We start from the raw sequence: 20555 nt of genomic DNA on the forward strand, positions 1-20555 counted from the left end.
CTATGAATAAAATCGTTGCGCTGATACTACTGTTGTCTATTAATGGACATTTATTTGCCCAGTCTAAGGGATCTGTAAAGAAACCAAATATCATTTACATTTATGCAGATGATATGGGCTATGGAGAGACCGGACCGTATGGACAAAAGCTCATAAAAACCCCCAACCTGGATAAAATGGCGAAAGAGGGTATGAAATTTACCCAGCATTATACTTCTACTCCCGTTTGCGCACCAGCGCGCTGTATGCTCATGACGGGCAAACACGGAGGACATTCTTACATCAGGGGCAATTACGAAATGGGTGGCTTTAGCGATGAGATGGAGGGAGGACAAATGCCTTTACCAGAAGGGACTTTTACGGTACCACTCATGCTGAAAAGTGTGGGGTATACTACCGGGATGAGTGGTAAATGGGGTTTGGGGATGCATAATTCTACAGGTTCGCCAAATAAACAGGGATTTGATTATGCTTATGGATTGTTAGATCAGAAGCAGGCCCATAATTTTTACCCGACACATTTATGGGAGAACGGTAAATGGGATACACTGGCCAATCAATATTTTTATTCCCATAAACTACTGGATTCAGCTAAAGCAACAGATGCAGATTTTGCGTCGTTTATTGGCAAAGACTATGCGGCTACAAAGATGACCGAGAAAGCATTAAAGTTTATTGAATACAATAAACAAAAACCTTTCTTTTTGTATTTGCCCTATACCATACCACACGTGGGGCTGCAGGTACCTGCTGAGGAGTTGACACAATATATCGGTAAATTCCCGGGTGAAAAACCATATTACGGACAAAACGGTTATAATCCTTCCAAATATCCGCTCTCTACCTATGCTGCCATGATTACTTATCTGGATAAGCAGATTGGGCTGGTTATGGAAAAAGTAAAGGCGTTGGGGCTTGATGACAATACCATCATCATGTTTAGCAGCGATAATGGTGCGACATTCAATGGCGGTGTGCAGGCTAAATATTTTAATAGTGTGTCGGGGCTGAGAGGGCTGAAGATGGATTTGTTTGAGGGAGGTATCAGGGAGCCATTTATTGCAAGGTGGCCCGGAAAAATTCCTGCGAATACAACGAGTGATTTGATCTCTGCCCAGTTTGACATGATGGCAACTTTTGCGGCAATTTCGGGCGCTAAAGCCAACAATACAGATGGGATATCACTATTGCCGACATTGCTGGGTAAGCCAAAAATGCAGCAGCAACGTGAATACCTGTATTTTGAATATCCGGAAAAAGGAGGTCAGGTAGCGATACGGATGGGTGACTGGAAAGGGGTACGCATTAACGTACGTAAAGATATTAATGCACCCTGGATGATCTTTAACCTAAAGACAGATATGGGAGAGACCACTGACTTAGCTGCACAGCATCCAGAACTGATCACTAAATTCAACGCGATCATGAAGAAAGAACATCAGATCTCACACATCAATGAATGGGAGTTCTTAGAAAGTAAGATGCCGAAAAAAGGTGCCGGTGCAGACGTAAATTAAGTTACTTCTGAATTCTTTTTCGCGTTAAATATTTGCGGACAGGAATATCATAAAATACCATAACCAGGTAAGCAAAACCTAACAACAGGATTGTGCCTATTCCCATGACAAGGGCTAATTCTGTTGTTCCCGGTTTGTGAGCGATATTGTAATTCATGAACATCCAGATTACCATATAGTGCGTCATGTATAGCGGGTAAGAGATGTTACCTGAAAATACACATAGCTTTTTAATGCCTTCACTAAGCATGGTTCCGGCACCTAACGAGATCAGCAGCGGGAAGTAAAACAACACTACGGCAGGTTCAGTAAGCCAGTTCCATTTGCCATAAGGGAGGATGAATGCAAGTAGCAGTAATGCAGCAAGTCCTATAAAGCCAAGCTTATTTTTAATGATCAGGTTATAGCGGTAGATGATCATACCCGCAAGAAAGGAGTAAGAGATTCTTGCGCAGCCATCCCAGAAGCTTTTTCCGTCCCATCCGCCCAGGAGAGATCCACCGGCATGCTGACTTGCGTAAAATAATGTGCAGGCAGAAATGGCGCACAATACAACCAGATACCTTCGGTTAAGTTTGGAAAGTATCAGTGCATACACAATGTTGGCGATGTATTCCCAGAACAATGACCAGGCCGGTGCATTTAAGCCGAAGTTGTTAAACGAGCGTTCTGTGATGACCGGGAAAGGAATGATCAGGATTGAGCAAAGGAAAATGAGAGCGATTTTTCCGGCACTGTAAGCACCCGGATCACCACCGAAAGGATCAAATAAAAAGGCAAGTAAGCCGATTACAGAACCAAAGACCACCAGGGGATGCAGCCTGATCAATCTGGATTTAAAGAATTCCATGACGCCCATTTTTCCGATACGGTCGTCATAAGCATAAGCAATTACAAATCCTGAAAGACAGAAAAAGAAATCAACGGCAAGGAAGCCATGTGCGATAAAGTTTTTGTCGGGCAAGTACACCATTTCCATAAAGTGGAAAACTACAATAGCCAAAGCCGCCACACCTCTTAATCCGTCAAGAATTTGAAAATGTTGTTTAGTCTTTAAAATTTCGGGGCTTACAGTGGTTGCATTCATTTGGTGTCTTGATTATTCGGTAAAAGTTAACAGGAATAGTTTCGCAGGATTTTACCTGCGGCGCCAAGATTACCAAATATTTGTGATTCTATCAAGATTACCATCATAGTGTTACAGAATAGGATGGAAATAAAAAAAAGCATCCTTTTGAGATGCTTTTCTTAAGAATGTCCTTAAACGACTCTTACTTGTGTCGCGTTAAGGCCTTTTTTACCATTTTCTACTTCGTAAGTAACCTGATCTTTTTCTCTGATTTTATCGATAAGACCGGTTACGTGAACAAAGATTTCCGGATCTCCGTTGTCCGGTACGATAAAGCCAAAACCTTTTGATTCATTGAAAAATTTTACTGTTCCTTGTGGCATTGCATTTAAATTATATTGACTACTGATTAATTCTTGTATAATATTTTAAAGAAACAAAATTTCGGGGAGAAAGTTTATATACAAAGTCATCAAATTTTAAAAAAAATATTTGAGGGGGTCAGCAATTGTTAAAATCGTTTATCAATATGCTATAATCACTGAACTTTAGTTTGATGCCTTTAACTATCATTGAATAATTTTGTTAATTAAACCAGCCTTTTTTCGAGATGAAATTATTCAGCAGCCAATTTTCAATACTATTTATCCTATTACTTTTCCGCGTAAGTTCCATTGCACAGGTAAAAACAACCAAAATACAGGATGACTTGAAACTTTGGGACAATAAACCGGCAAAAGACTGGATGACCGAAGCCTATCCAATTGGAAATGGCAGGATAGGAGGCATGGTATTCGGTGGTATTGATAAAGAACAGATACAATTTAACGAAATCAGCCTGTGGACCGGAGATGAGGTCAATACAGGAGCTTATCAGGCTTTTGGAAACATTTTTATTGATTTTAAAGACACAGGCAATACCGCTGTTCCTGCTGATTATAAAAGAGTAACAGACCTTAACAGGGCTGTCCATACCATATCTTATACCAATGGAGGGGTTGCTTATAAACGTGAATATTTTTGCAGTTTTCCGGACCAGGTGATGGTATTACGCTATACTGCGGATAAAAAATCGGCTTATTCGGCCACAATTCAAATCAAAGATGCGCATGATGTTAAGGAAACAGCTGAAGGATTGACCCTGGTCATCAAGGGTAAGCTGGAAAACGGAATGGCTTATAACGCTACATTGTTATTGAAAACTGAAGGAGGCACCGCGACGACTGAACCTAATGGAAAAGGTGGTTTTCAGCTGACACTTCAAAAGGCAGACTCATTTACCCTATTGCTTGCTGCCGCTACAGATTACAGCAACAAACGGGAGCAAAAGTGGAAAGGTGAATCCCCGGATCATAAAGTAAATCTCATCCTTGCTTTGGCAGGTGCTAAAAGCTATACAACACTTTTAAGCGATCACGTTAAAGACTACCGAAGCCTTTTCGGCAGGGTGTCATTGAATGTTGGGAATACTGATGAATCCACATTGGCCTTACCTACCTATAAGAGACTTTTGAATTATAAAAAAGCTGCGGACCCTCAGCTGGAGGCATTGATTTTTCAGTATGGCAGGTACCTGCTGATCAGTTCATCACGTAAAGGAGGTTTGCCAGCCAATTTGCAGGGCTTGTGGAATAACAGTAACAATCCGCCATGGAGATCTGATTACCACTCAAATATCAATATTCAGATGAACTATTGGCTGGCCGAGCCGACCAACCTTTCCGAATCCCATATCCCTTACCTGGATTATATCAATAGCATGAGGTCGGTGAAGAAGGAGAATAGCAAAAAAGAATATCCGGGTGTAAGAGGCTGGACCGTAAAAACAGAGAATAATATTTTTGGAGGTGAAAGTTTTCTGTGGAATACTCCCGGCAGCGCCTGGTATGTACAGTCTATATGGGAGCACTATGCATTTACAAAGGATAAGGAATATCTAAAGAACTTTGGTTATCCGATCATAAAAGAGATCACTGAATTTTGGGATGATTACCTGAAGCGGAGAGAAGATGGCACACTTGTGGCCCCGAAGGGCTGGTCGCCAGAGCACGGACCCAGAGAAGACGGTGTCTCACATGATCAGCAAATAGTGTATGACCTATTTACCAATTACATAGAAGCAGCAGATGCTTTAGGTGTAGATAAAACTTACAGAGATAGGGTAATGGATATGCGTGAGCATTTGCTGAAACCAAAGATCGGCAAATGGGGCCAATTACAGGAATGGGAAACAGATCGTGATGATCCTAAAGATAACCACCGACATGTTTCACATTTATTTGGTTTGCATCCGGGCAGACAATTTAGTGTAGTTGAGACACCCGAACTTGCAAAGGCGGCAAAAGTAAGTCTGCTGGCAAGGGGAGATGCTTCTACAGGTTGGTCCATGGCCTGGAAAATGAATTTCTGGGCGCGTTTTCATGATGGAGACCATGCTTATGTCATGATCAAAAATTTCATTACCCCGGTAGGCGGATCTGGTGTAGATTATAACAATGGCGGTGGTATTTACTCCAATCTGTTTTGTGCTCATCCACCGTTTCAGATCGATGGTAATTTCGGATATACTGCGGGTGTGGCGGAGATGTTGCTTCAAAGTCAGACCCCAACCATAGAATTACTTCCTGCTTTGCCTAAAGAATGGGCGAACGGGAATGTTCAGGGGCTGCGTGCGAGGGGTAATTTTGAAATCAGCAATATGGAGTGGAAGAATGGGAAAATTGTGAAACTGACCATTAAATCCTTATCAGGTTCAGATTGTACTATATCAGTGTCAAATGCCTTAAAGTCCAACCTTGCGCTTAAACAAGGTAAAAATGTAAACGGGTATACCTACAGTTTTAAGACCCAGGCGGGGAAAAGCTACAATTTTAACGGCATTTAAAATAAACAGCTGCCGCGGGGGAAATAGAAAGAAAAAGATTCTGTTTAAACATTGTTAAAATTGCTTAAACTAAAACATTATTCATGTATGCCTGTTAATCTCTTAGTTTACAGTACATCACATGGAAAAAAATCAGGAAACAGAACCATTTAATATTAGAATTGGTTACGGAGAAAAAGAGGTCACGCTAACCATATTGCCGACAAATGAGGGCTATTATAAAGTAATATACTTCGGCGGCATATTAGGCGCAGTTTGTTTTGATGGAGACGACTGGGACCTGGTAGAAGCCAGTGAAGTTGTGGCTGGAGATCTTCCCCTGTATGAGCCTGAATTGAAAGGAGACAGGCTTGAGATCGTACTTAATGAGCTTACGGTTGACCGGATAGGAAGAGAAATAGACTTATATAACGATGAAGACGATGATGTATATTGAGTTTCTGCAATAATATTTCTACTTTCATTAAATAAAAAAATAACACATGAAATTTAGAAATCTAATTGCACTTGGATTTATGGGAATGGCATTTTGTGCTTCAGCTCAAAACGCCTCTAAAAAAAATGCTCCTGTAAAACCAAATGTGATCTTCATCTGTGCTGATGACCTGGGCTATGGTGACTTAAGCTGCTATGGTGCAACAAAAATAAAAACCCCCAATCTTGATCAACTCGCTGCATCGGGCATCCGGTTTACCGACGGACATTGTACCTCTGCAACCTGCACACCATCCAGGTATGCGCTAATGACCGGGGAATACCCATGGCGAAAAAAAGGAACCGGCATTTTACCCGGTGATGCTGCATTGATAGTTCCTACAGATAAGACCACACTTCCGAATTTGTTTCAGAAAGCGGGATATCAAACAGGGATAGTTGGGAAATGGCATCTTGGATTAGGAACGGCGGTGGCTAAGGACTGGAACGGAGAAGTGAAACCAGGGCCTAATGAAGTTGGTTTCGGCTATTCATTTATTTTTCCCGCTACTGCGGACAGGGTTCCGACTGTTTTTCTTGATGGCCATACCGTGGTTGCTTTGGACCCTAAAGATCCGATTACTGTAGATTATAAAAATAAAGTAGGAGATGATCCGACAGGGAAAGAACACCCCGAATTGCTGAAATTGCAATCTTCGCCCGGACAGGGACACAACAATACAATTGTTAACGGTATTGGCAGGATCGGATATATGAGCGGAGGAAAACTGGCCCGCTGGGTGGATGAAGAAGTGTCCTCTACCTTTTTGGCAAAAGCCCATGGCTTTATTGAGAAACATCAAAAACAACCATTTTTCTTATATTTTGCATTGACTGAACCACACGTGCCAAGAATGCCTGCGACGATGTTCAGGGGTAAAAGCGGACTGGGTTTAAGAGGAGATGCGATCCTTCAATTGGATTATACTGTAGGCGAAATCATGAAACAGCTGAAGGCGCTGGGGATAGACAAGAATACGGTGATCGTATTCAGCAGTGATAATGGCCCTGTGCTTGACGATGGTTACCAGGATGAAGCAGTAACCAAACTGAATGGACATACCCCTGCAGGTAAGCTAAGGGGAGGAAAATACAGCTCATTAGAAGCTGGAACCAGGGTGCCTTTTATCATCAGCTGGCCTGGTACCATTAAACCTAAGGTCTCAGCAGCAGTGGTGAGCCAGCTGGATTTTCTTGCTTCTTTTTCAAAACTTATAGGTCAGCCAATTCCTGCGGGAGACGGGCCGGACAGTGAAAATACATTAGCTGCTTTTCTTGGTAAATCTGATAAAGGGAGGTCGGTTTTGATTGAACATGCATCATCACTTTCAATTGTAAAAGATGGATGGAAATACATTAGTCCAAACAATGGAGCTGCTTACGATAAACTGGTTGGTATAGAGACCGGGAATCTGGCGGAAGCACAGTTGTTCAATCTGAAAGAAGATATAAGTGAACAACATAACCTGGCTTCTAAAAATCCTGCGAAGGTAAAGGAACTGCAAGAATTGCTAACTTCAATAAGAGAAAAGAAGTTGTGAGACAGCACATTTATAAGTAAATAAAAATATGATCAGATTAAATAGCGATACCCCATCGGATGTGTTGCAGGATGTAAAAGAAGGTAATATGGTGACTGATACTTTCAGTAAAACCGGGCTGGTGGAAAGCATTGAAGTTAGTGATGATGGCCTCTACAGGGTATATACTTTTCATTTGGTTACCGGAAGAAGTATTGTGGTAAGAAAATAAGATTGAGCGTGGGCGGATGTAACCCTAAAAACATCCGCCCGTTCCAGCTCAACGAATAATTATGCGCCACACATAGTTATTAGCGTATAAAACCTTAAAAAATCCCCCTCAAATCCCTAAACAATTTGCTTAGGCCCCTAAAACTAATACCAGCTGCAAAGCATTCTGAACTGACTTACAATCAGTGTCATGATCATATTTGCAAACCTGTTGCCATAGCGAAAAATGGCTTCTAATGCCTTTAGAAGCAATATAGCTGTAAAGTTGTTATGGTGATATTTCATCACAATGAGGTGGGATGTTCCCTTGTTTGGAAAAGAGATTCTATATTTGGGATTTAAAAATAAAGCATATAATTATGAGTGCAGCAGATGTTTCCTTAATCAGGCAGGCGAGATTAGATTCTAATGCCTGTATTGCTAAAAAAGACGTTGATGGGGTCGCTAAGCATTGGATGAAGGATTTTGTGCAGATTGCAGGAGATGGGAGTCAAAGTATTGGAAAAAAGAATATTGCGGCAGACTGGAAATATATGTTTTCTAAGAGCAGTCCTGTATTTGAGCGTTTGCCCAATGAAATTGTGATTGCCGATGGCGGAGATCTGGCTTGGGAAAAGGGTATATGGAGTTATCAAAATGATCAGTATCATGGGAATTACGCCGCAATGTGGCGCAAAATAAAGGGGAAGTGGTTTACACAAAGCGAGCTTTATGTGTCGCTGAACTAAGGTAATATTTATTCTTGTTTTTTACGGTTGCAGAAAAATAATTAAAGTAAAAGTTCCTGTTTTGCGGGAGATGATCGTTTACCTTTTAATTCTTCCCTGAATTTTTTGATGTTACTTAACTTTTATGATGGTTGTAAGTTGGTTTATGACGATCGTAAAGGTTAGGGGCGTCAGAGTACGTTAAATAAAGTTAAAAGGGGATGTTCCTGGAAATTTGATTCTTATCTTGCAGGAGATGAACTTAAAATGCGGCTCACTTCTTTTTGTCTTTCTATTGACCAGCTATGTTCAGGTTTTTGCTCAAAGTGCTAAACTCCTAAAGGGAGCTGTTTTTCAACAGGGAACTAATGCGCGGATTGAGCACGTTTTGGTGTTTAATCAAAATACGGGAAAACGTACACTAACCGATGGCCTTGGAATTTTTGAAATGATGTGTAGTGTAGGAGACACACTAAAATTGAGCCTTATTGGTTATATGGACCAGCAGATTGGGATTGGCAGGGTCGAGAATATTAAGATTCAATTGCGGCCCAACAACCAACTGGCTGAAGTGAAAATCATAAGTAAGACAGCTTCTAAGCATTTTGCTGAGATCAGTGCGGCTTATAGTAAAGAAAAAGGGATTTTTTATGGAGGTAAGCCACCGATTGGCTTACTTTCACCTTTTGGAGGAAGTCCCCTTACTTTTTTTCACGAGCTTTTGGGTAAAGATGGAAAGAGGGTGAGGCGATTGAACCAGCTGGCAAAAGAAGCTGAACTGGCAGAGGAGATAGAAAGACGTTTCAGTGACCTTAAGATATTAGGCTCAGTGCCGATTAGCAAAGAACAGCTGGCGGCGTTTAAAATATTATATACACCGAAACTTGCTGAACTGAGAAAATGGTCTGATTATCAGTTGGTAAGTTATATTAAGGCGTCCTATGAGGAATTTATGAAAAAATAAATGCTATTTTGAATCTTATGCCTTAAGATTTAATAACTCATCAATCGCTTTTGCAAGGCTTCTGTCTTTTTCAGTTACAATATCACCAGCATCGTGGGTGCTCAGCCAGATTTCTACTTTGTTGTATTCATTGGTCCATTTGGGATGATGGTTGTTCTTCTCAGCCACAAATGCTACTCTTACCATGAAAGCGAAGGCTTCCTGGAAATCTTTAAAAAGCAATACTTTATATAACTTTTTATCTACCTCTTCCCACTGTTTTTGAACTACATTTTCCATCTTCTATTGTATTAGTCTGTCGATATAAGCTCAACAAACCAGCTGTAATAAAGTTTAGCAGTTTTTTTATTTGTGGCTAATGGTTTTCTAATATAGCTGTTGCAGGCTTTAATACTATTTCCTGTAACTCTTCTGCTTTTATTCTTCTTTGCGGCCGGTATCCAATCAAAGCCAGGTTTATTTCGTCCTGACTATTTGGATTGATCAGTTGCGAGCAATATCCTTCACCAGTTTTGTAACAGAAGCTGATGACTACACGTTCACTAGGATGGTCAATGTCGGGAAGTGTTTCTAAAACACTGAGGAGATTTTTGAAGACGGCTGTTATGTTTTCTTCATCAGGAAGTACAAACAATATTTCCTCTTTCGGAACCTCAAAAAATGTAATTGTACGCCAGCTCGGATCATCATAATGCGACTTCAGGTTTAGCAGAAGCTGGGATTTGTACGGATGTTTCATTGATTAGTTTGGTTGGTCTTGCTAATATAAGGTTTTAGGTTCATTTAATATTACATCCGGTGGAATAAAGAAGGTATTGGGCAACTGATATTCCTTTCAGATTCCTGAAAGAGAATTGATGTCTTTTACTTCCAGTATTTGTTTTGAATAACCTTTTAATACACTATTGATCATTGCCAGACCCACCTGGTGCATGGTACTTACGCTGTCGGGGAAAATGGTGCGGAGTAAAGGGTACAAACTGCTGATCATCTTATATAATGTTTTGATATTTTTTTGGCCTTCGCTGGGTTTCATAAATCCTGGTCTGAAATTATATACTTGTCTGAAGGGTAATTTCATTAGTGCATTTTCTGTTTTCCCTTTTACACGTGCCCACATGATCTTTCCTTTTTCAGAACTATCACTATGGCTTCCGGAGATATGGCTGAAAACCATGCTGGGATTAAGTCTTACCAGCTTTTGCGCAAAAAACAGGGTGGTCTTATAAGTGATGAGGCTGTATTCTTCCTCATTTAATCCTCTGGAAGTTATTCCTGCGCAGTAGAAACAGGCATCATAGCCGATTAATTTATCTTCGATCTTGTCCAGATTGAAAAAGTCGGGAACAATACATTCTTTTAATTTAGGGTGTTTTATTCTTGATGGTCTTCTGCTTACTGACAACACCTGTTTTACTTCCGGGTGCTGCAGACACTCCATTAATACACCTTCACCAACCATGCCGGTAGCACCTGTAATTATTAATTTAATTTCCATAGTTGACTACAAAATCGGGATAATATTTATCAATTCATCAGGGTTTTGTATCTTATTTTGTGCAAAAGCGCGCAGGATGAAAGAAAAATGCAGGTAAAGAAGATGATTGTTGAAATAGTAAAACCGCACATCCATGCGGTTTTACTATTAGGGGGATAATCATTCGAATTGAAATATAATCATATATGACTAATTGCATTTCAAAAAATTAGTATAAAAAAACTATACAGTCATAACGGATAATGAGACAGCAACAGGAAGAAAAATCTGTCAATTTTGAAAGAAATTTATTGATCGGCTAGTCAACAAATTCCCAAGCACTTTTGTAACCTTCTTTTTCGTCGGAATAGTTGATGAAATCTGAATAGAAAGGCAGGCGAGATAGTGTGGCACTATCACCAATTACAACCAGTTTTTGTTTAGCCCTGGTCATGGCTACATTCATTCTCCGGATATCATTTAAGAAACCTATGTTTCTCTCTGCATTGCTTCTGGTTAACCCGAGGTAGATGATGTCCCGTTCCTGGCCCTGAAAACTATCCACTGTATTGATGGTGATGTGACCCGCATATTTATGCAATTCAGGCGTATTTTCAAATAAATCCTTTAAAGTTTTAATTTGCTGTTGGTATGGAGAGATGATTCCTATAGAGGGAAAATTTTCTATGCTATAATGGGAGTCGAGTTCTGTGATATAAGCTGTCAGGTGTTTTAAGAGAAATGAGGCTTCTTCCGGATTGGTTAAACTTGTGCCTTCAGTCTTTTCGTCAAAAGCGCAACCTGCAGTATCAATAAATGATAGGGGACTATCATCTTTAAACAGTACTTTTCGCTTTACCTGCTCATTTGCCTTTAACTGGTTATCATAGAAGATTTTAGATGAATATCCCATTATGCTTTCATGCATACGGTATTGTTCCTGTAACAGAACGACACTTTCCGGATGTTTTATCACACATTTTTCCAATAGTGTATGATTCAATCCATCTTTAGCAGCTTCAGCAGATTTTATAGTAGGAGGCAACTGACAATGGTCGCCGGCAAGAACAACTTTATTTGCCTTTAGTATGGGAATCCAGCAAGCCGGCTCTAACGCTTGTCCTGCTTCATCTATGATTACGGTATCGAATTTTAGATCTCGAATGGTATAGTGATTCGCTCCGATAAGGGTAGCGGTGATTACCTGGGCTTTGGCGATGATCTGATCAGTAATGTATTGTTCAGTTTTGCCTATTTCTTTCATGATTTTATGGGCTTCATTGAACAACGCCTTACGTTGTTCCTGTTCAGCCCGGCCAAAATTGCGCTTATATTTGTGGGCCATATTTTTATATTCGGCGGCCTGTTTCCTCAAGCTTTTTATATCCTTCATCTGTTCATGCTCCGCCATTTTACTGTCGAGCGTTAAAGAAAGCATCGTTTCCGAAACCCTGGCGGGGTTGCCAATTCTCAAGACATTCAGACCCTCTTTTGCCAGCTTTTTACTTAAGAGGTCCACTGCCGTATTACTGGGTGCTACAACCAGAATCTGCTGATTGTTTTGCTTGCTCATGGCTTTTATAGCTTGTACCAGCGTAGTTGTTTTTCCAGTTCCGGGAGGACCATGTATAATCGCCAGCTCATTTGCGGACAATATCTTGTTTACCGCCTGTTGTTGAGCCTCGTTTAGATCAGCGATGATATGTTTCAATCCTTCGGATTGAAAATCAGGAGATTGATCCCCTGTAAGTATTTTAATCAGGCTTGAAGCCCCTGATTTTTTATCTTCTGTGGTAACAGATGCCAGCTTGAGTGCATTTTGCATCTCGTCGTAACTGTTATTGTCAAAAAGAAGATCAATGCCCAGTTTGCCATCTCTTGACCATTCCGGCAATTCATCTGTCCGCAATGTGATCTTTAATTTGTTGGCATTTATATGAGTTACAGTTCCTTCAATCCTGTTGTTGTTGGGGTCATGATTGGAAAATAAGTTGACTGACGAACCAAAGCGAAACTGATGGCTGACTTCCTGATGTGTAGTGCGTTCCAATTCGACAGTCAGATAATCACCACGACTCATTTCTGAGCCTCTGATTGCTATTGGGTACCAGGAAAGTCCATTGGATCTGCGTTCTGTAACAGAAGCAGATTCTGTTTGGTTTTGGTAAGACCTTAAGTCCTCTTCCCGTTCTATTTTCAGCAGGTCAAGTAATTTCTTGAAATATTCCATCGCCGCAAAGATACTATAATATAAAAATGTGATATACTTGTAATAACTAAATGTTAAGTTGATTTATGAAACGTCTCTTATTTGTTGTTTTTCTGCTGTTAATACATCCTCAGGTAAAGGCGCAACAGGTTTTTACAATTGGCGGTGTTGTGAAAGATGCGACTGGTAAGCCACTTGCTTTGGCCACTGTTTTTATTGATGGATCCAAGCGTGTAACAGCAACTAATGATCAAGGTGAATATAAGTTTGCGGGTTTAGAGCCAGGAACTTACCAGCTTGTGGTTAACATGATAGGTTTTTATTCCGTAAAACAAACTGTAAACGTAAAAAATCAACCTGTCGTACTTAATCTTTCACTGAAAGAAAAAGACGAGCAATTAAAGGAAGTAATGATTTCTTTTGACCCTCACCGGGCCGCTTATCTGGCATTATTTATTAAGAACTTTCTGGGAACAACAGAAAATGCTGCGGGTTGTGAGATCTTAAATACAGAGATTTTAAAGTTTAAGGAGAACAAGAAAGCCAATACACTAGATGCTACTTCTGATGACTTTTTAATCATCATTAATCAGAAATTGGGTTATAAGATCAAATATCTGCTCAGAAAATTTAGTTATAACCGTATGTCGACAGTAGCCAGCTATGATGGTGAGCTGATCTTTGAAAATATAGACGGATCTGATCAAGAGCAAAGTGAGTGGGTGGCGAATAGGAAGAAGGCTTATAAAGGTTCTCTAATGCAGTATATGCGGGCTCTTTTTGTCAACAAAACAGTAGATAAGAACTTCGCTACCTATGAGCTTCGTGGCACACAGCCGGTATTGGTTGATGTAAATACTTTTATCAAGCAAATTGACAGTAATTTCATCTCTTTTGCTTTTAAAAACCCATTGTATATCCGTTATGATACGCTTGCTCATCAATTATATCAGCAGCAAGATTTCCGGTTTACCCAAAAAATGGGAAATGATGGAACATTGCTCAGATTGTATTTGAAAAGAGCCACGATAGACAAAAAAGGAAGTTATGTAGACTTCAGAAGTTTTCTTGTTAAAGGTTATTGGGGAGGAAAGCGAATTGGTGATCATCTTCCGTTTGAATATCAGGAATAAGATAAGATCGCTTATCTTTTGCTTACTCTTCCCGAACCCAGCAATACAGTCTCGTTAATCTCTGGATTCCCACTATAATATACATGTCCTGACCCGCTGATAACCGCCTTTATATTCCCATCGGTATTGACGTTGATATTGCCTGAGCCGCTGACACGTGCTGAAAGATTATTTACTGCAAGAGTCTTGCTTCCGAAGCTGCCAGATCCGCTGAGTGTTACACTTGCATCATCTGCCTTGCCATTTAAAACTACACTTCCAGAACCACTAATTACGCCTGTGATTTTATCTGCGTCTACATTAGCTTTTATAGATCCTGATCCGCTCAAAGTAACGGCAAATTCGGAGGCTATTGCAGTACCTGAAACGGTGATCGTTCCATTTCCGCTCATCGCCAGGCTGGTGATCTGTTTTGCAGTAACATAAGCGGTGATCTTTTTGTTTTCATATTTCTTTGCCCAGCTTTTCCAGCTGTTTTGCGGCCTGATGATCAGTATATTGCCTTTTACTTCACTAATTAATGTGGTGATAGCTTCTTCATCTCCTTCAAAAGTCAAACCTTCTTTATCTCCAATTTTAACTATGATATCAATTGGGCCTCCGGCAACTATTCCGTTAAAATTCCTGACGTTGCGCTCATCTTTGACTACGTGGGAAGTATTAATGTTAATTGACTGATCGGCAAAGGTACTTGTATAAGTTGTGGCCAGCGTAGCCACCAGTATGATGGAGAATAATCGTTTCATGTTAATTAATGATATGTTGTGATATTACTGTTGATGTGTATAAGACGTTTATTTAATAGAATTGTTGCATGAGGGGAGTAATAAAGCCAACACAAGGTATATTGAGGCATACAACTGTCTGCATTAAAAAGGATGAAATACCTATATTTGAAAGGATATGTATATGGCTAATGACCAGTTTTACAGTGACCTGCCTGCAAATCAAATTGCTTTGGGAGATCTTTTGGTTAAAAAAGAACTGTTTAATCAGGTACCTGCCGACTGGCATGTGGTGATGACCGATATCAGGAGTTCAACTGCGGCAGTGCTGGCCGGGGCACATCAGAACGTAAACCTGATTGCCACAGGAAGTATTGTCTGTGTACTTAATATTGCTTTTGCCAGGCAGCTGGTAGTGCCCTTTTTCTTTGGTGGAGATGGCGCAACTTTTATTGTCCCTCCGTCAATTATTGAGAAAGTGATGCTGGCCCTTGCCAGTTACAGTGCCAATATCCTGGCAAATTTTAACCTGGAATTGCGTACCGGTGTTGTTCCGGTTGATGAGCTCTATAAACAGGATCAGGAACTTCTGATTGCCAAATTCAGGAGCTCAACCTCTTTTTCTATTCCTGTGGTGTTGGGCAACGGGCTCAATTATGCCGAGCAGTTGATCAAAGGCAAAGATGCCCTGTTAACCCCAACAGTCGATCACGATACGGAAACTGACCTTACGGGAATGCAGTGCCGATGGGATAAGATTGCACCACCTCTGGGGCATGAAGAGATTGTAAGTTTACTGGTTGTTGCCCGTGACAACCGGCAGCAGGCTGAGGTTTTTGCCGGTGCCATCAACAGGATAGATGAGCTTTACGGATCTCCGCAACAACGCCAGCCGATATCTGTAGCCAAACTGAAACTGAATACCACTTTCAATAATCTCGGTATGGAGATGCGTGCCCGTCTGGGTAAGATTCGCTGGCTGGAATTGGTACAGACCTGGTTTGTTAATTTATACGGATATATTTATTTCCGCACGGAAAGCGGGAAAGCCTATTTAAGAAGTCTGGTAGAGATGTCTGATACCCTGGTGATTGATGGAAAGATCAATACGGTAATTTCGGGAAGACCGGCGCAGCGGGCAGATCTATTAAAATACCTGGATCGCCAGGAAGCTGCCGGAAAGCTCATTTATGGACTGCATGTGAGTGGTACTTCGATAATGTCCTGCTATGTGCGGGACCTTAAAGACGACCATGTTCATTTTGTAGATGGGGCAGAAGGTGGTTATACGCGGGCAGCGAGAATGCTTAAAGAAAAGTTGAAGGAAAATCCTAAAAATGGAGATACCTACCTTTTTATGTAATGATTTTGAACGCAAAAACAACTGGAAACCTAATACTGTAAAATAATCAGAGGCAAAAGATTACCTTAATCCGATTTGCTTGTCTACGCGAAACTTCCAGAGTTTCCCCAGTGCTTAGGTTAAGTTTTAGTCGGCCTCCAACTCCTACCGGGCAGTGTGTCTTTGTTAAGTAGTATGTAGGATCAAAGGAGATGAAATACCGCATCCATGGGTCTTTTAATGTACTGGTGATACGTGTAACAACTTCATCAATAGTTTTTCCGCCCAGTTCTGAGCTTGGTTTAGCACTAACTTCAGTTCTTACCAGGCTATCTATTTTTTTATCATAGCTAGCAGAAGAAAGGTTTTTATATTGGTTTATTGCAGCAAAGATTTTGGTATTGGTTTCTGCCGATTTCATAATGGTTTCATCTGAAATGCCCATAAGCCTAGCCACATCTTTATTTTGTTGAACCATCAATTGTGCTATTGGTATTGCTGGACCAGCTGCCAGTACTATAAATTTAACAGATTTATTCCTGCTGGCAACCATCGGTGCAATCATTCCGCCTTCACTATGACCAATTAGTCCGATAGACATTTCTTTTAAGTCTGGCCGTGAAGCAATATAATTTACTGCCACCTCTGCATCATTGGCAAAATCAGCTGTCGTAGCATTACTGAAATCTCCGGTAGATTTACCAACACCCCGGTCATCATAACGCAGCACAGCAATCCCGTTACGAGTCAACCAGTCGCTAAGAACCAGGAAAGGACGATGGTTCATTAATTCTTCGTTCCTGTTTTGGGGACCAGAACCGCTAATCAATATCACAATTTTTGACGCTTTTCCATCAGCGGGTAAGGTTAATGTCCCCGCAAGTGTGGCGCCCCTCTGACTATTACTAAATGAAACTTCCTCCTGTTTATATGGAAAGTCCTTAGGGTCTTGAGGCCTGCCTGGAACTTTGATGATGGTAGATTTTTCTGGCTTTGAACTAAATGTGAGCGGCAGTGGTGAAGATAGCTACAGCCCTTCTAATCCCTTTTAGCAATAAAAACTACGAATTTATTTTTCTTTTAGTTGGTTTATGTGCAATAACTTATATAATATTTGTATGAGAAATTGCTTAACTTTAAGATAACGGGGGTAATACATCATGGCTGCTTATAGCACATATACCGATCAGGAACTGACTGCTTTACTAAGGGAAGGCGATATTGCGGCCTTTACTGAGGTTTATAATCGTTTTTTCAAGGTGTTGTTTTTGCATGCTGTAAAAAGGCTGCATGATGAAGACGATGCGAGGGACCTAGTGCAGGAACTGTTTTCTGTATTGTGGGTAAAGCGGGAAACAGCCGTAGTTACAACCAATCTTTCTAATTATTTATATACAGCTACGCGCAATGGGGTGTTTAATTTTATAGCCCGGCAGAAAGTAGGGGCTAAGTATTTGAACAGCCTTCCTTCTGAAATTGATGAGGCCACTTGTATTACTGATCACTTAACTAGGGAGCGGCAACTGACTATTATCATAGAAAGGGAAATCGCTGCTTTGCCGGAAAAAATGAGGATTGTATTTGAACTGAGCCGTAAAGAAGGATTGAGCCATAAACAGATTGCGGAGCGGCTGGGTATATCAGAAGAAACAGTAAAATCACAGATTAAGAATGCGCTTAAACAATTGAGGGTAAAGTTGGGATTGATGGTTTACCTGATTTATATTTATTTTTGATAGCTGATACCAATTTATGCAGGACAATAACGAAGTACAATTTTCTGATATTATATTTTATAGCTCTCCGGAAGGGAATGTAAAAGTAGAAGTGATTTTTAATGATGAGACCTTTTGGATGAGCCAAAAAAGAATGGCGGAGTTGTTTGGGGTTGATATTAGAACGGTTAATGAACATTTGCAAAATGTTTTTAGTACTTCTGAGCTAGATAAAAGTGCAACTATCCGGAAAATCCGGATAGTTCAAAAAGAAGGTAACCGTGAGGTATCGCGTGAAGTTGAATTTTACAATCTCGATGCCATCATCGCTGTTGGTTACAGGGTAAATTCAAAACAAGCTACTCAATTTCGTATATGGGCGACTAAACTACTCCGTGAGTTTATCATTAAAGGTTTTGTGCTAGATGACGAACGTTTAAAACAAGGACAGAAATTTGGGAAGGATTACTTTGATGAGCTTTTACAGCGGATTCGGGAGATTCGTGCCAGTGAACGCAGATTCTACTTGAAGATCACAGATATTTATGAGCAGTGCAGCATTGACTATGATAAGGGAGCGGAGATTACACAGACATTTTTTAAGACTGTACAAAATAAGCTGCATTATGCCATATCAGGTAAAACTGCTGCGCAGTTGATCGCAGAGAGAGCAGATGCAGAAAAGCCATTTATGGGATTGCAAGCCTTTAAAAATGCGCCCCATGGCAAAGTGCTTAAAGGAGATATAGGCATCGCTAAAAACTACTTAATAGAGAAAGAGATTAAAGAGTTGGAGCGGATCGTAAGTATGTATCTGGATTATGCAGAAAACCAAGCCGAACGAAATGTGGTTATGAAAATGGCGGATTGGGTAAAAAAATTAGACGGTTTTCTGCAATTTAATGAATACGAAGTTTTGAAAGATGCGGGCAAGGTGAGTCATGAAGTAGCGATGAAACTCGCAGAAAGTGAATATGAAAAATTCCGAGTAGCTCAGGATCAGGTCTTTATAAGTGATTTTGAAAAGGAAGTGAAGCGATTGAGCAGCAAATAAACAAAAAGCCAATATTCTATTTCAAATATTGGCTTTTTGCCGATTGGGAGACACCCAGATCCATTACAAATGTACATAAAATAAAAAACTAAAAAACTTTGATCTGATCTCACCCCTGGGGTATGGCTTCCTTGTCTATGTATTATAGGGCAATAAGAAACCATTACTATGCAACAAGTAAACATAAAGGAGCTGGCGGATAAATTTAGTGCGGGAAACTGTACTGAAGAAGAACTGGCAATTCTCGAAAACTGGTACCTGCAATGGAAACCGGAGGATTATGAGATGGATAGTGATAGATTGGATGCTTTAATGAAAAGTGTATGGGAGGAGATGCCTGTTCATACGAAAGATAAAACTATTAAACTTTGGCCAAGGGTTGCGGCGGTAGCAGCGGCGGTGGCTATGGTTGTGTTTGGGGTTTGGTTTTTTAACTATAGAGGTGAGATCCTTCGCGATGCTCTGGATGACAAAAGCGTGGTGCAGAATGATGTGGCTCCGGGTAAAAACGGTGCAACTATAACACTTGGTAATGGCAAGGTGATAGAATTGAGCGATGCGAAGAGTGGGGTTGTGATAGGGGAAGATAAGTTAGCTTATAATGATGGAACTGAGATTGACAACTCCTCTCTGTCGCGAAGCGACATTTTGCTGCGCAGAGCTCGCGAAGGGCTCGGTTCTCCTCGGGGAGGAGAGAGTAGCGCGGGGGCAAAAGACATGACGGCCAGTACGACAAAAGGCCAGACTTATATATTCACATTGCCGGATGGCACCAAGGTATGGCTTAATGCCGCCAGCACATTAACAATCCCTTCCGACTTTTCGGGGACAGAGTCCCGGAAAGTTGAGCTGACCGGCGAAGCCTACTTTGAGGTAGCTAAGAATAAGAAACGGCCGTTTATAGTGGAGAGTAATGGGCACGAGGTGACGGTACTGGGTACGCATTTTAATATTAGTGCGTACGCTGATGAGGGGAGTATAAAGACGACTTTGTTAGAGGGGAGTGTTTCCGTTCGTCATGCTGAATTTATTTCAGCATCCCGGAATAGAAAGTCGGCTTTGCAGGGCCGGGATCCTGACCTGCGTCAGGATGACGATAGCTTTAAACTGGGCGAAGCCGTCATCCTCAAACCCAACCAACAGTCGGTTGTATCCGGTTCTAACCGGATATCGGTAACTAATGTTGATGCCGGAGCTTTTGTAGATTGGAAGAATGGGGAATTTATATTTGAAGGAGAAACTCTTGAAAGTATTATGCGAAAGGTAGCCAGATGGTATGACATTGAAGTTACCTATGCAGCAAATGCTCCCAAAGAATTCGCTCTTAGTGGAGTAGTATCCCGTACAAGAAATATCTCCGCTGTGTTGGAGCGTATGGAAAGTACGGGTAAAGTAAATTTTAAAATTGAAGGTAAGAAAGTAACTGTGATGGGGGTAAGGAAATAAAAATTTGAATCATGTCGTGAACTAAATATATCAACAAACCACTAAACCAACTTAGAAAATGAGAAATTTTTACAGAAATGATCCTTAG

Annotated in this window: 21 protein-coding genes; 12 read left to right on the forward strand and 9 right to left on the reverse strand. The window is 40.7% G+C overall.

Annotation, left to right across the window (positions count from 1 at the left end; all coding sequences use genetic code 11):
- Positions 1–2: 2 nt before the first annotated feature.
- Complete coding sequence (locus tag R2Q78_RS19595) at positions 3–1517, forward strand: arylsulfatase (RefSeq protein ID WP_316794249.1); 1515 nt, start codon at positions 3–5, stop codon at positions 1515–1517.
- A 1-nt stretch (position 1518) separates the two neighbouring features.
- On the opposite strand, the gene R2Q78_RS19600 is transcribed toward R2Q78_RS19595, so the two are convergent.
- Complete coding sequence (locus R2Q78_RS19600; protein ID WP_316794250.1) at positions 1519–2604, reverse strand: acyltransferase; 1086 nt, start codon at positions 2602–2604, stop codon at positions 1519–1521.
- 173 nt (positions 2605–2777) lie between these two features.
- Positions 2778–2969 (reverse strand): cold shock domain-containing protein, encoded by a 192-nt coding sequence (locus R2Q78_RS19605; protein ID WP_316794251.1) that lies wholly within the window; start codon positions 2967–2969, stop codon positions 2778–2780.
- A 227-nt stretch (positions 2970–3196) separates the two neighbouring features.
- On the opposite strand from R2Q78_RS19605, the gene R2Q78_RS19610 reads away from it, so the two are divergent.
- The 4 genes from R2Q78_RS19610 to R2Q78_RS19625 all read left to right on the forward strand — a co-directional run bounded on the left by R2Q78_RS19610 (position 3197) and on the right by R2Q78_RS19625 (position 7696).
- On the forward strand, positions 3197–5470 hold the full coding sequence (locus R2Q78_RS19610) for a glycosyl hydrolase family 95 catalytic domain-containing protein (protein WP_316794252.1): 2274 nt from the start codon (positions 3197–3199) through the stop codon (positions 5468–5470).
- A 121-nt stretch (positions 5471–5591) separates the two neighbouring features.
- Entirely contained in the window at positions 5592–5906 is a 315-nt protein-coding gene (locus tag R2Q78_RS19615) for a hypothetical protein (RefSeq protein ID WP_316794253.1), read from the forward strand.
- 46 nt (positions 5907–5952) lie between these two features.
- A complete protein-coding gene (locus tag R2Q78_RS19620) occupies positions 5953–7485 on the forward strand; it encodes an arylsulfatase (protein WP_316794254.1) in 1533 nt (510 codons plus the stop codon).
- 28 nt (positions 7486–7513) lie between these two features.
- Entirely contained in the window at positions 7514–7696 is a 183-nt protein-coding gene (locus R2Q78_RS19625; RefSeq protein ID WP_316794255.1) for a hypothetical protein, read from the forward strand.
- A 143-nt stretch (positions 7697–7839) separates the two neighbouring features.
- Here the strand turns inward: R2Q78_RS19625 and R2Q78_RS19630 are convergent, their stop codons facing one another.
- A complete protein-coding gene (locus R2Q78_RS19630) occupies positions 7840–7980 on the reverse strand; it encodes a hypothetical protein (protein WP_316794256.1) in 141 nt (46 codons plus the stop codon).
- 74 nt (positions 7981–8054) lie between these two features.
- Here R2Q78_RS19630 and R2Q78_RS19635 point away from each other — a divergent pair, with 74 nt between their 5' ends.
- Both R2Q78_RS19635 and R2Q78_RS19640 read left to right on the forward strand, forming a co-directional pair.
- On the forward strand, positions 8055–8423 hold the full coding sequence (locus R2Q78_RS19635; RefSeq protein WP_316794257.1) for a YybH family protein: 369 nt from the start codon (positions 8055–8057) through the stop codon (positions 8421–8423).
- A gap of 235 nt (positions 8424–8658) precedes the next feature.
- Positions 8659–9366 carry a carboxypeptidase-like regulatory domain-containing protein gene (locus tag R2Q78_RS19640; protein WP_316794258.1) on the forward strand — a complete coding sequence of 236 codons (708 nt, stop codon included), beginning with the start codon at positions 8659–8661 and terminating at the stop codon, positions 9364–9366.
- Positions 9367–9381: 15 nt separating this feature from the next.
- On the opposite strand, the gene R2Q78_RS19645 is transcribed toward R2Q78_RS19640, so the two are convergent.
- From R2Q78_RS19645 to R2Q78_RS19660, 4 genes are all read right to left on the reverse strand, one after another.
- Positions 9382–9645, reverse strand: a complete 264-nt coding sequence (locus tag R2Q78_RS19645) for a 4a-hydroxytetrahydrobiopterin dehydratase (protein WP_316794259.1) — start codon at positions 9643–9645, stop codon at positions 9382–9384.
- A 76-nt stretch (positions 9646–9721) separates the two neighbouring features.
- The gene (locus tag R2Q78_RS19650) at positions 9722–10105 is read right to left on the reverse strand and encodes a hypothetical protein (RefSeq protein ID WP_316794260.1); all 384 of its coding nucleotides are present in this window, start codon (positions 10103–10105) and stop codon (positions 9722–9724) included.
- Between the two features lie 96 nt (positions 10106–10201).
- Entirely contained in the window at positions 10202–10864 is a 663-nt protein-coding gene (locus R2Q78_RS19655; protein WP_316794261.1) for an NAD-dependent epimerase/dehydratase family protein, read from the reverse strand.
- 298 nt (positions 10865–11162) lie between these two features.
- Positions 11163–13073, reverse strand: a complete 1911-nt coding sequence (locus tag R2Q78_RS19660; RefSeq protein WP_316794262.1) for an AAA domain-containing protein — start codon at positions 13071–13073, stop codon at positions 11163–11165.
- A gap of 65 nt (positions 13074–13138) precedes the next feature.
- Between R2Q78_RS19660 and R2Q78_RS19665 the strand changes: the two genes are divergently transcribed.
- The gene (locus R2Q78_RS19665) at positions 13139–14185 is read left to right on the forward strand and encodes a carboxypeptidase-like regulatory domain-containing protein (protein WP_316794263.1); all 1047 of its coding nucleotides are present in this window, start codon (positions 13139–13141) and stop codon (positions 14183–14185) included.
- 11 nt (positions 14186–14196) lie between these two features.
- On the opposite strand, the gene R2Q78_RS19670 is transcribed toward R2Q78_RS19665, so the two are convergent.
- Positions 14197–14931, reverse strand: coding sequence for a head GIN domain-containing protein (locus tag R2Q78_RS19670; RefSeq protein WP_316794264.1), 735 nt, complete (start codon positions 14929–14931; stop codon positions 14197–14199).
- A gap of 157 nt (positions 14932–15088) precedes the next feature.
- Between R2Q78_RS19670 and R2Q78_RS19675 the strand changes: the two genes are divergently transcribed.
- The gene (locus R2Q78_RS19675; protein WP_316794265.1) at positions 15089–16273 is read left to right on the forward strand and encodes a DUF3095 domain-containing protein; all 1185 of its coding nucleotides are present in this window, start codon (positions 15089–15091) and stop codon (positions 16271–16273) included.
- Positions 16274–16319: 46 nt separating this feature from the next.
- On the opposite strand, the gene R2Q78_RS19680 is transcribed toward R2Q78_RS19675, so the two are convergent.
- A complete protein-coding gene (locus R2Q78_RS19680) occupies positions 16320–17087 on the reverse strand; it encodes an alpha/beta hydrolase family protein (RefSeq protein ID WP_316794266.1) in 768 nt (255 codons plus the stop codon).
- A gap of 325 nt (positions 17088–17412) precedes the next feature.
- On the opposite strand from R2Q78_RS19680, the gene R2Q78_RS19685 reads away from it, so the two are divergent.
- The 3 genes from R2Q78_RS19685 (at position 17413) to R2Q78_RS19695 (ending at position 20467) form a co-directional block, all read left to right on the forward strand.
- Complete coding sequence (locus R2Q78_RS19685) at positions 17413–17988, forward strand: RNA polymerase sigma-70 factor (RefSeq protein WP_316794267.1); 576 nt, start codon at positions 17413–17415, stop codon at positions 17986–17988.
- A 16-nt stretch (positions 17989–18004) separates the two neighbouring features.
- Positions 18005–19021 carry a virulence RhuM family protein gene (locus R2Q78_RS19690; protein ID WP_316794268.1) on the forward strand — a complete coding sequence of 339 codons (1017 nt, stop codon included), beginning with the start codon at positions 18005–18007 and terminating at the stop codon, positions 19019–19021.
- A 168-nt stretch (positions 19022–19189) separates the two neighbouring features.
- On the forward strand, positions 19190–20467 hold the full coding sequence (locus R2Q78_RS19695; protein ID WP_316794269.1) for a FecR family protein: 1278 nt from the start codon (positions 19190–19192) through the stop codon (positions 20465–20467).
- The last annotated feature ends 88 nt before the right edge of the window (positions 20468–20555 follow it).

Source organism: Pedobacter frigoris (assembly GCF_032678645.1).
Taxonomy (GTDB): domain Bacteria; phylum Bacteroidota; class Bacteroidia; order Sphingobacteriales; family Sphingobacteriaceae; genus Pedobacter; species Pedobacter frigoris_A.

Bases quoted from the DNA above. Each gene is read 5' to 3' on its own strand.
- R2Q78_RS19595 (WP_316794249.1), top strand. From the start codon at position 3: ATGAATAAAATCGTTGCGCTGATACTACTGTTGTCTATTAATGGACAT.
- R2Q78_RS19600 (WP_316794250.1), bottom strand. From the start codon at position 2,604: ATGAATGCAACCACTGTAAGCCCCGAAATTTTAAAGACTAAACAACAT.
- R2Q78_RS19605 (WP_316794251.1), bottom strand. From the start codon at position 2,969: ATGCCACAAGGAACAGTAAAATTTTTCAATGAATCAAAAGGTTTTGGC.
- R2Q78_RS19610 (WP_316794252.1), top strand. From the start codon at position 3,197: ATGAAATTATTCAGCAGCCAATTTTCAATACTATTTATCCTATTACTT.
- R2Q78_RS19615 (WP_316794253.1), top strand. From the start codon at position 5,592: ATGGAAAAAAATCAGGAAACAGAACCATTTAATATTAGAATTGGTTAC.
- R2Q78_RS19620 (WP_316794254.1), top strand. From the start codon at position 5,953: ATGAAATTTAGAAATCTAATTGCACTTGGATTTATGGGAATGGCATTT.
- R2Q78_RS19625 (WP_316794255.1), top strand. From the start codon at position 7,514: ATGATCAGATTAAATAGCGATACCCCATCGGATGTGTTGCAGGATGTA.
- R2Q78_RS19630 (WP_316794256.1), bottom strand. From the start codon at position 7,980: ATGAAATATCACCATAACAACTTTACAGCTATATTGCTTCTAAAGGCA.
- R2Q78_RS19635 (WP_316794257.1), top strand. From the start codon at position 8,055: ATGAGTGCAGCAGATGTTTCCTTAATCAGGCAGGCGAGATTAGATTCT.
- R2Q78_RS19640 (WP_316794258.1), top strand. From the start codon at position 8,659: ATGAACTTAAAATGCGGCTCACTTCTTTTTGTCTTTCTATTGACCAGC.
- R2Q78_RS19645 (WP_316794259.1), bottom strand. From the start codon at position 9,645: ATGGAAAATGTAGTTCAAAAACAGTGGGAAGAGGTAGATAAAAAGTTA.
- R2Q78_RS19650 (WP_316794260.1), bottom strand. From the start codon at position 10,105: ATGAAACATCCGTACAAATCCCAGCTTCTGCTAAACCTGAAGTCGCAT.
- R2Q78_RS19655 (WP_316794261.1), bottom strand. From the start codon at position 10,864: ATGGAAATTAAATTAATAATTACAGGTGCTACCGGCATGGTTGGTGAA.
- R2Q78_RS19660 (WP_316794262.1), bottom strand. From the start codon at position 13,073: ATGGAATATTTCAAGAAATTACTTGACCTGCTGAAAATAGAACGGGAA.
- R2Q78_RS19665 (WP_316794263.1), top strand. From the start codon at position 13,139: ATGAAACGTCTCTTATTTGTTGTTTTTCTGCTGTTAATACATCCTCAG.
- R2Q78_RS19670 (WP_316794264.1), bottom strand. From the start codon at position 14,931: ATGAAACGATTATTCTCCATCATACTGGTGGCTACGCTGGCCACAACT.
- R2Q78_RS19675 (WP_316794265.1), top strand. From the start codon at position 15,089: ATGTATATGGCTAATGACCAGTTTTACAGTGACCTGCCTGCAAATCAA.
- R2Q78_RS19685 (WP_316794267.1), top strand. From the start codon at position 17,413: ATGGCTGCTTATAGCACATATACCGATCAGGAACTGACTGCTTTACTA.
- R2Q78_RS19690 (WP_316794268.1), top strand. From the start codon at position 18,005: ATGCAGGACAATAACGAAGTACAATTTTCTGATATTATATTTTATAGC.
- R2Q78_RS19695 (WP_316794269.1), top strand. From the start codon at position 19,190: ATGCAACAAGTAAACATAAAGGAGCTGGCGGATAAATTTAGTGCGGGA.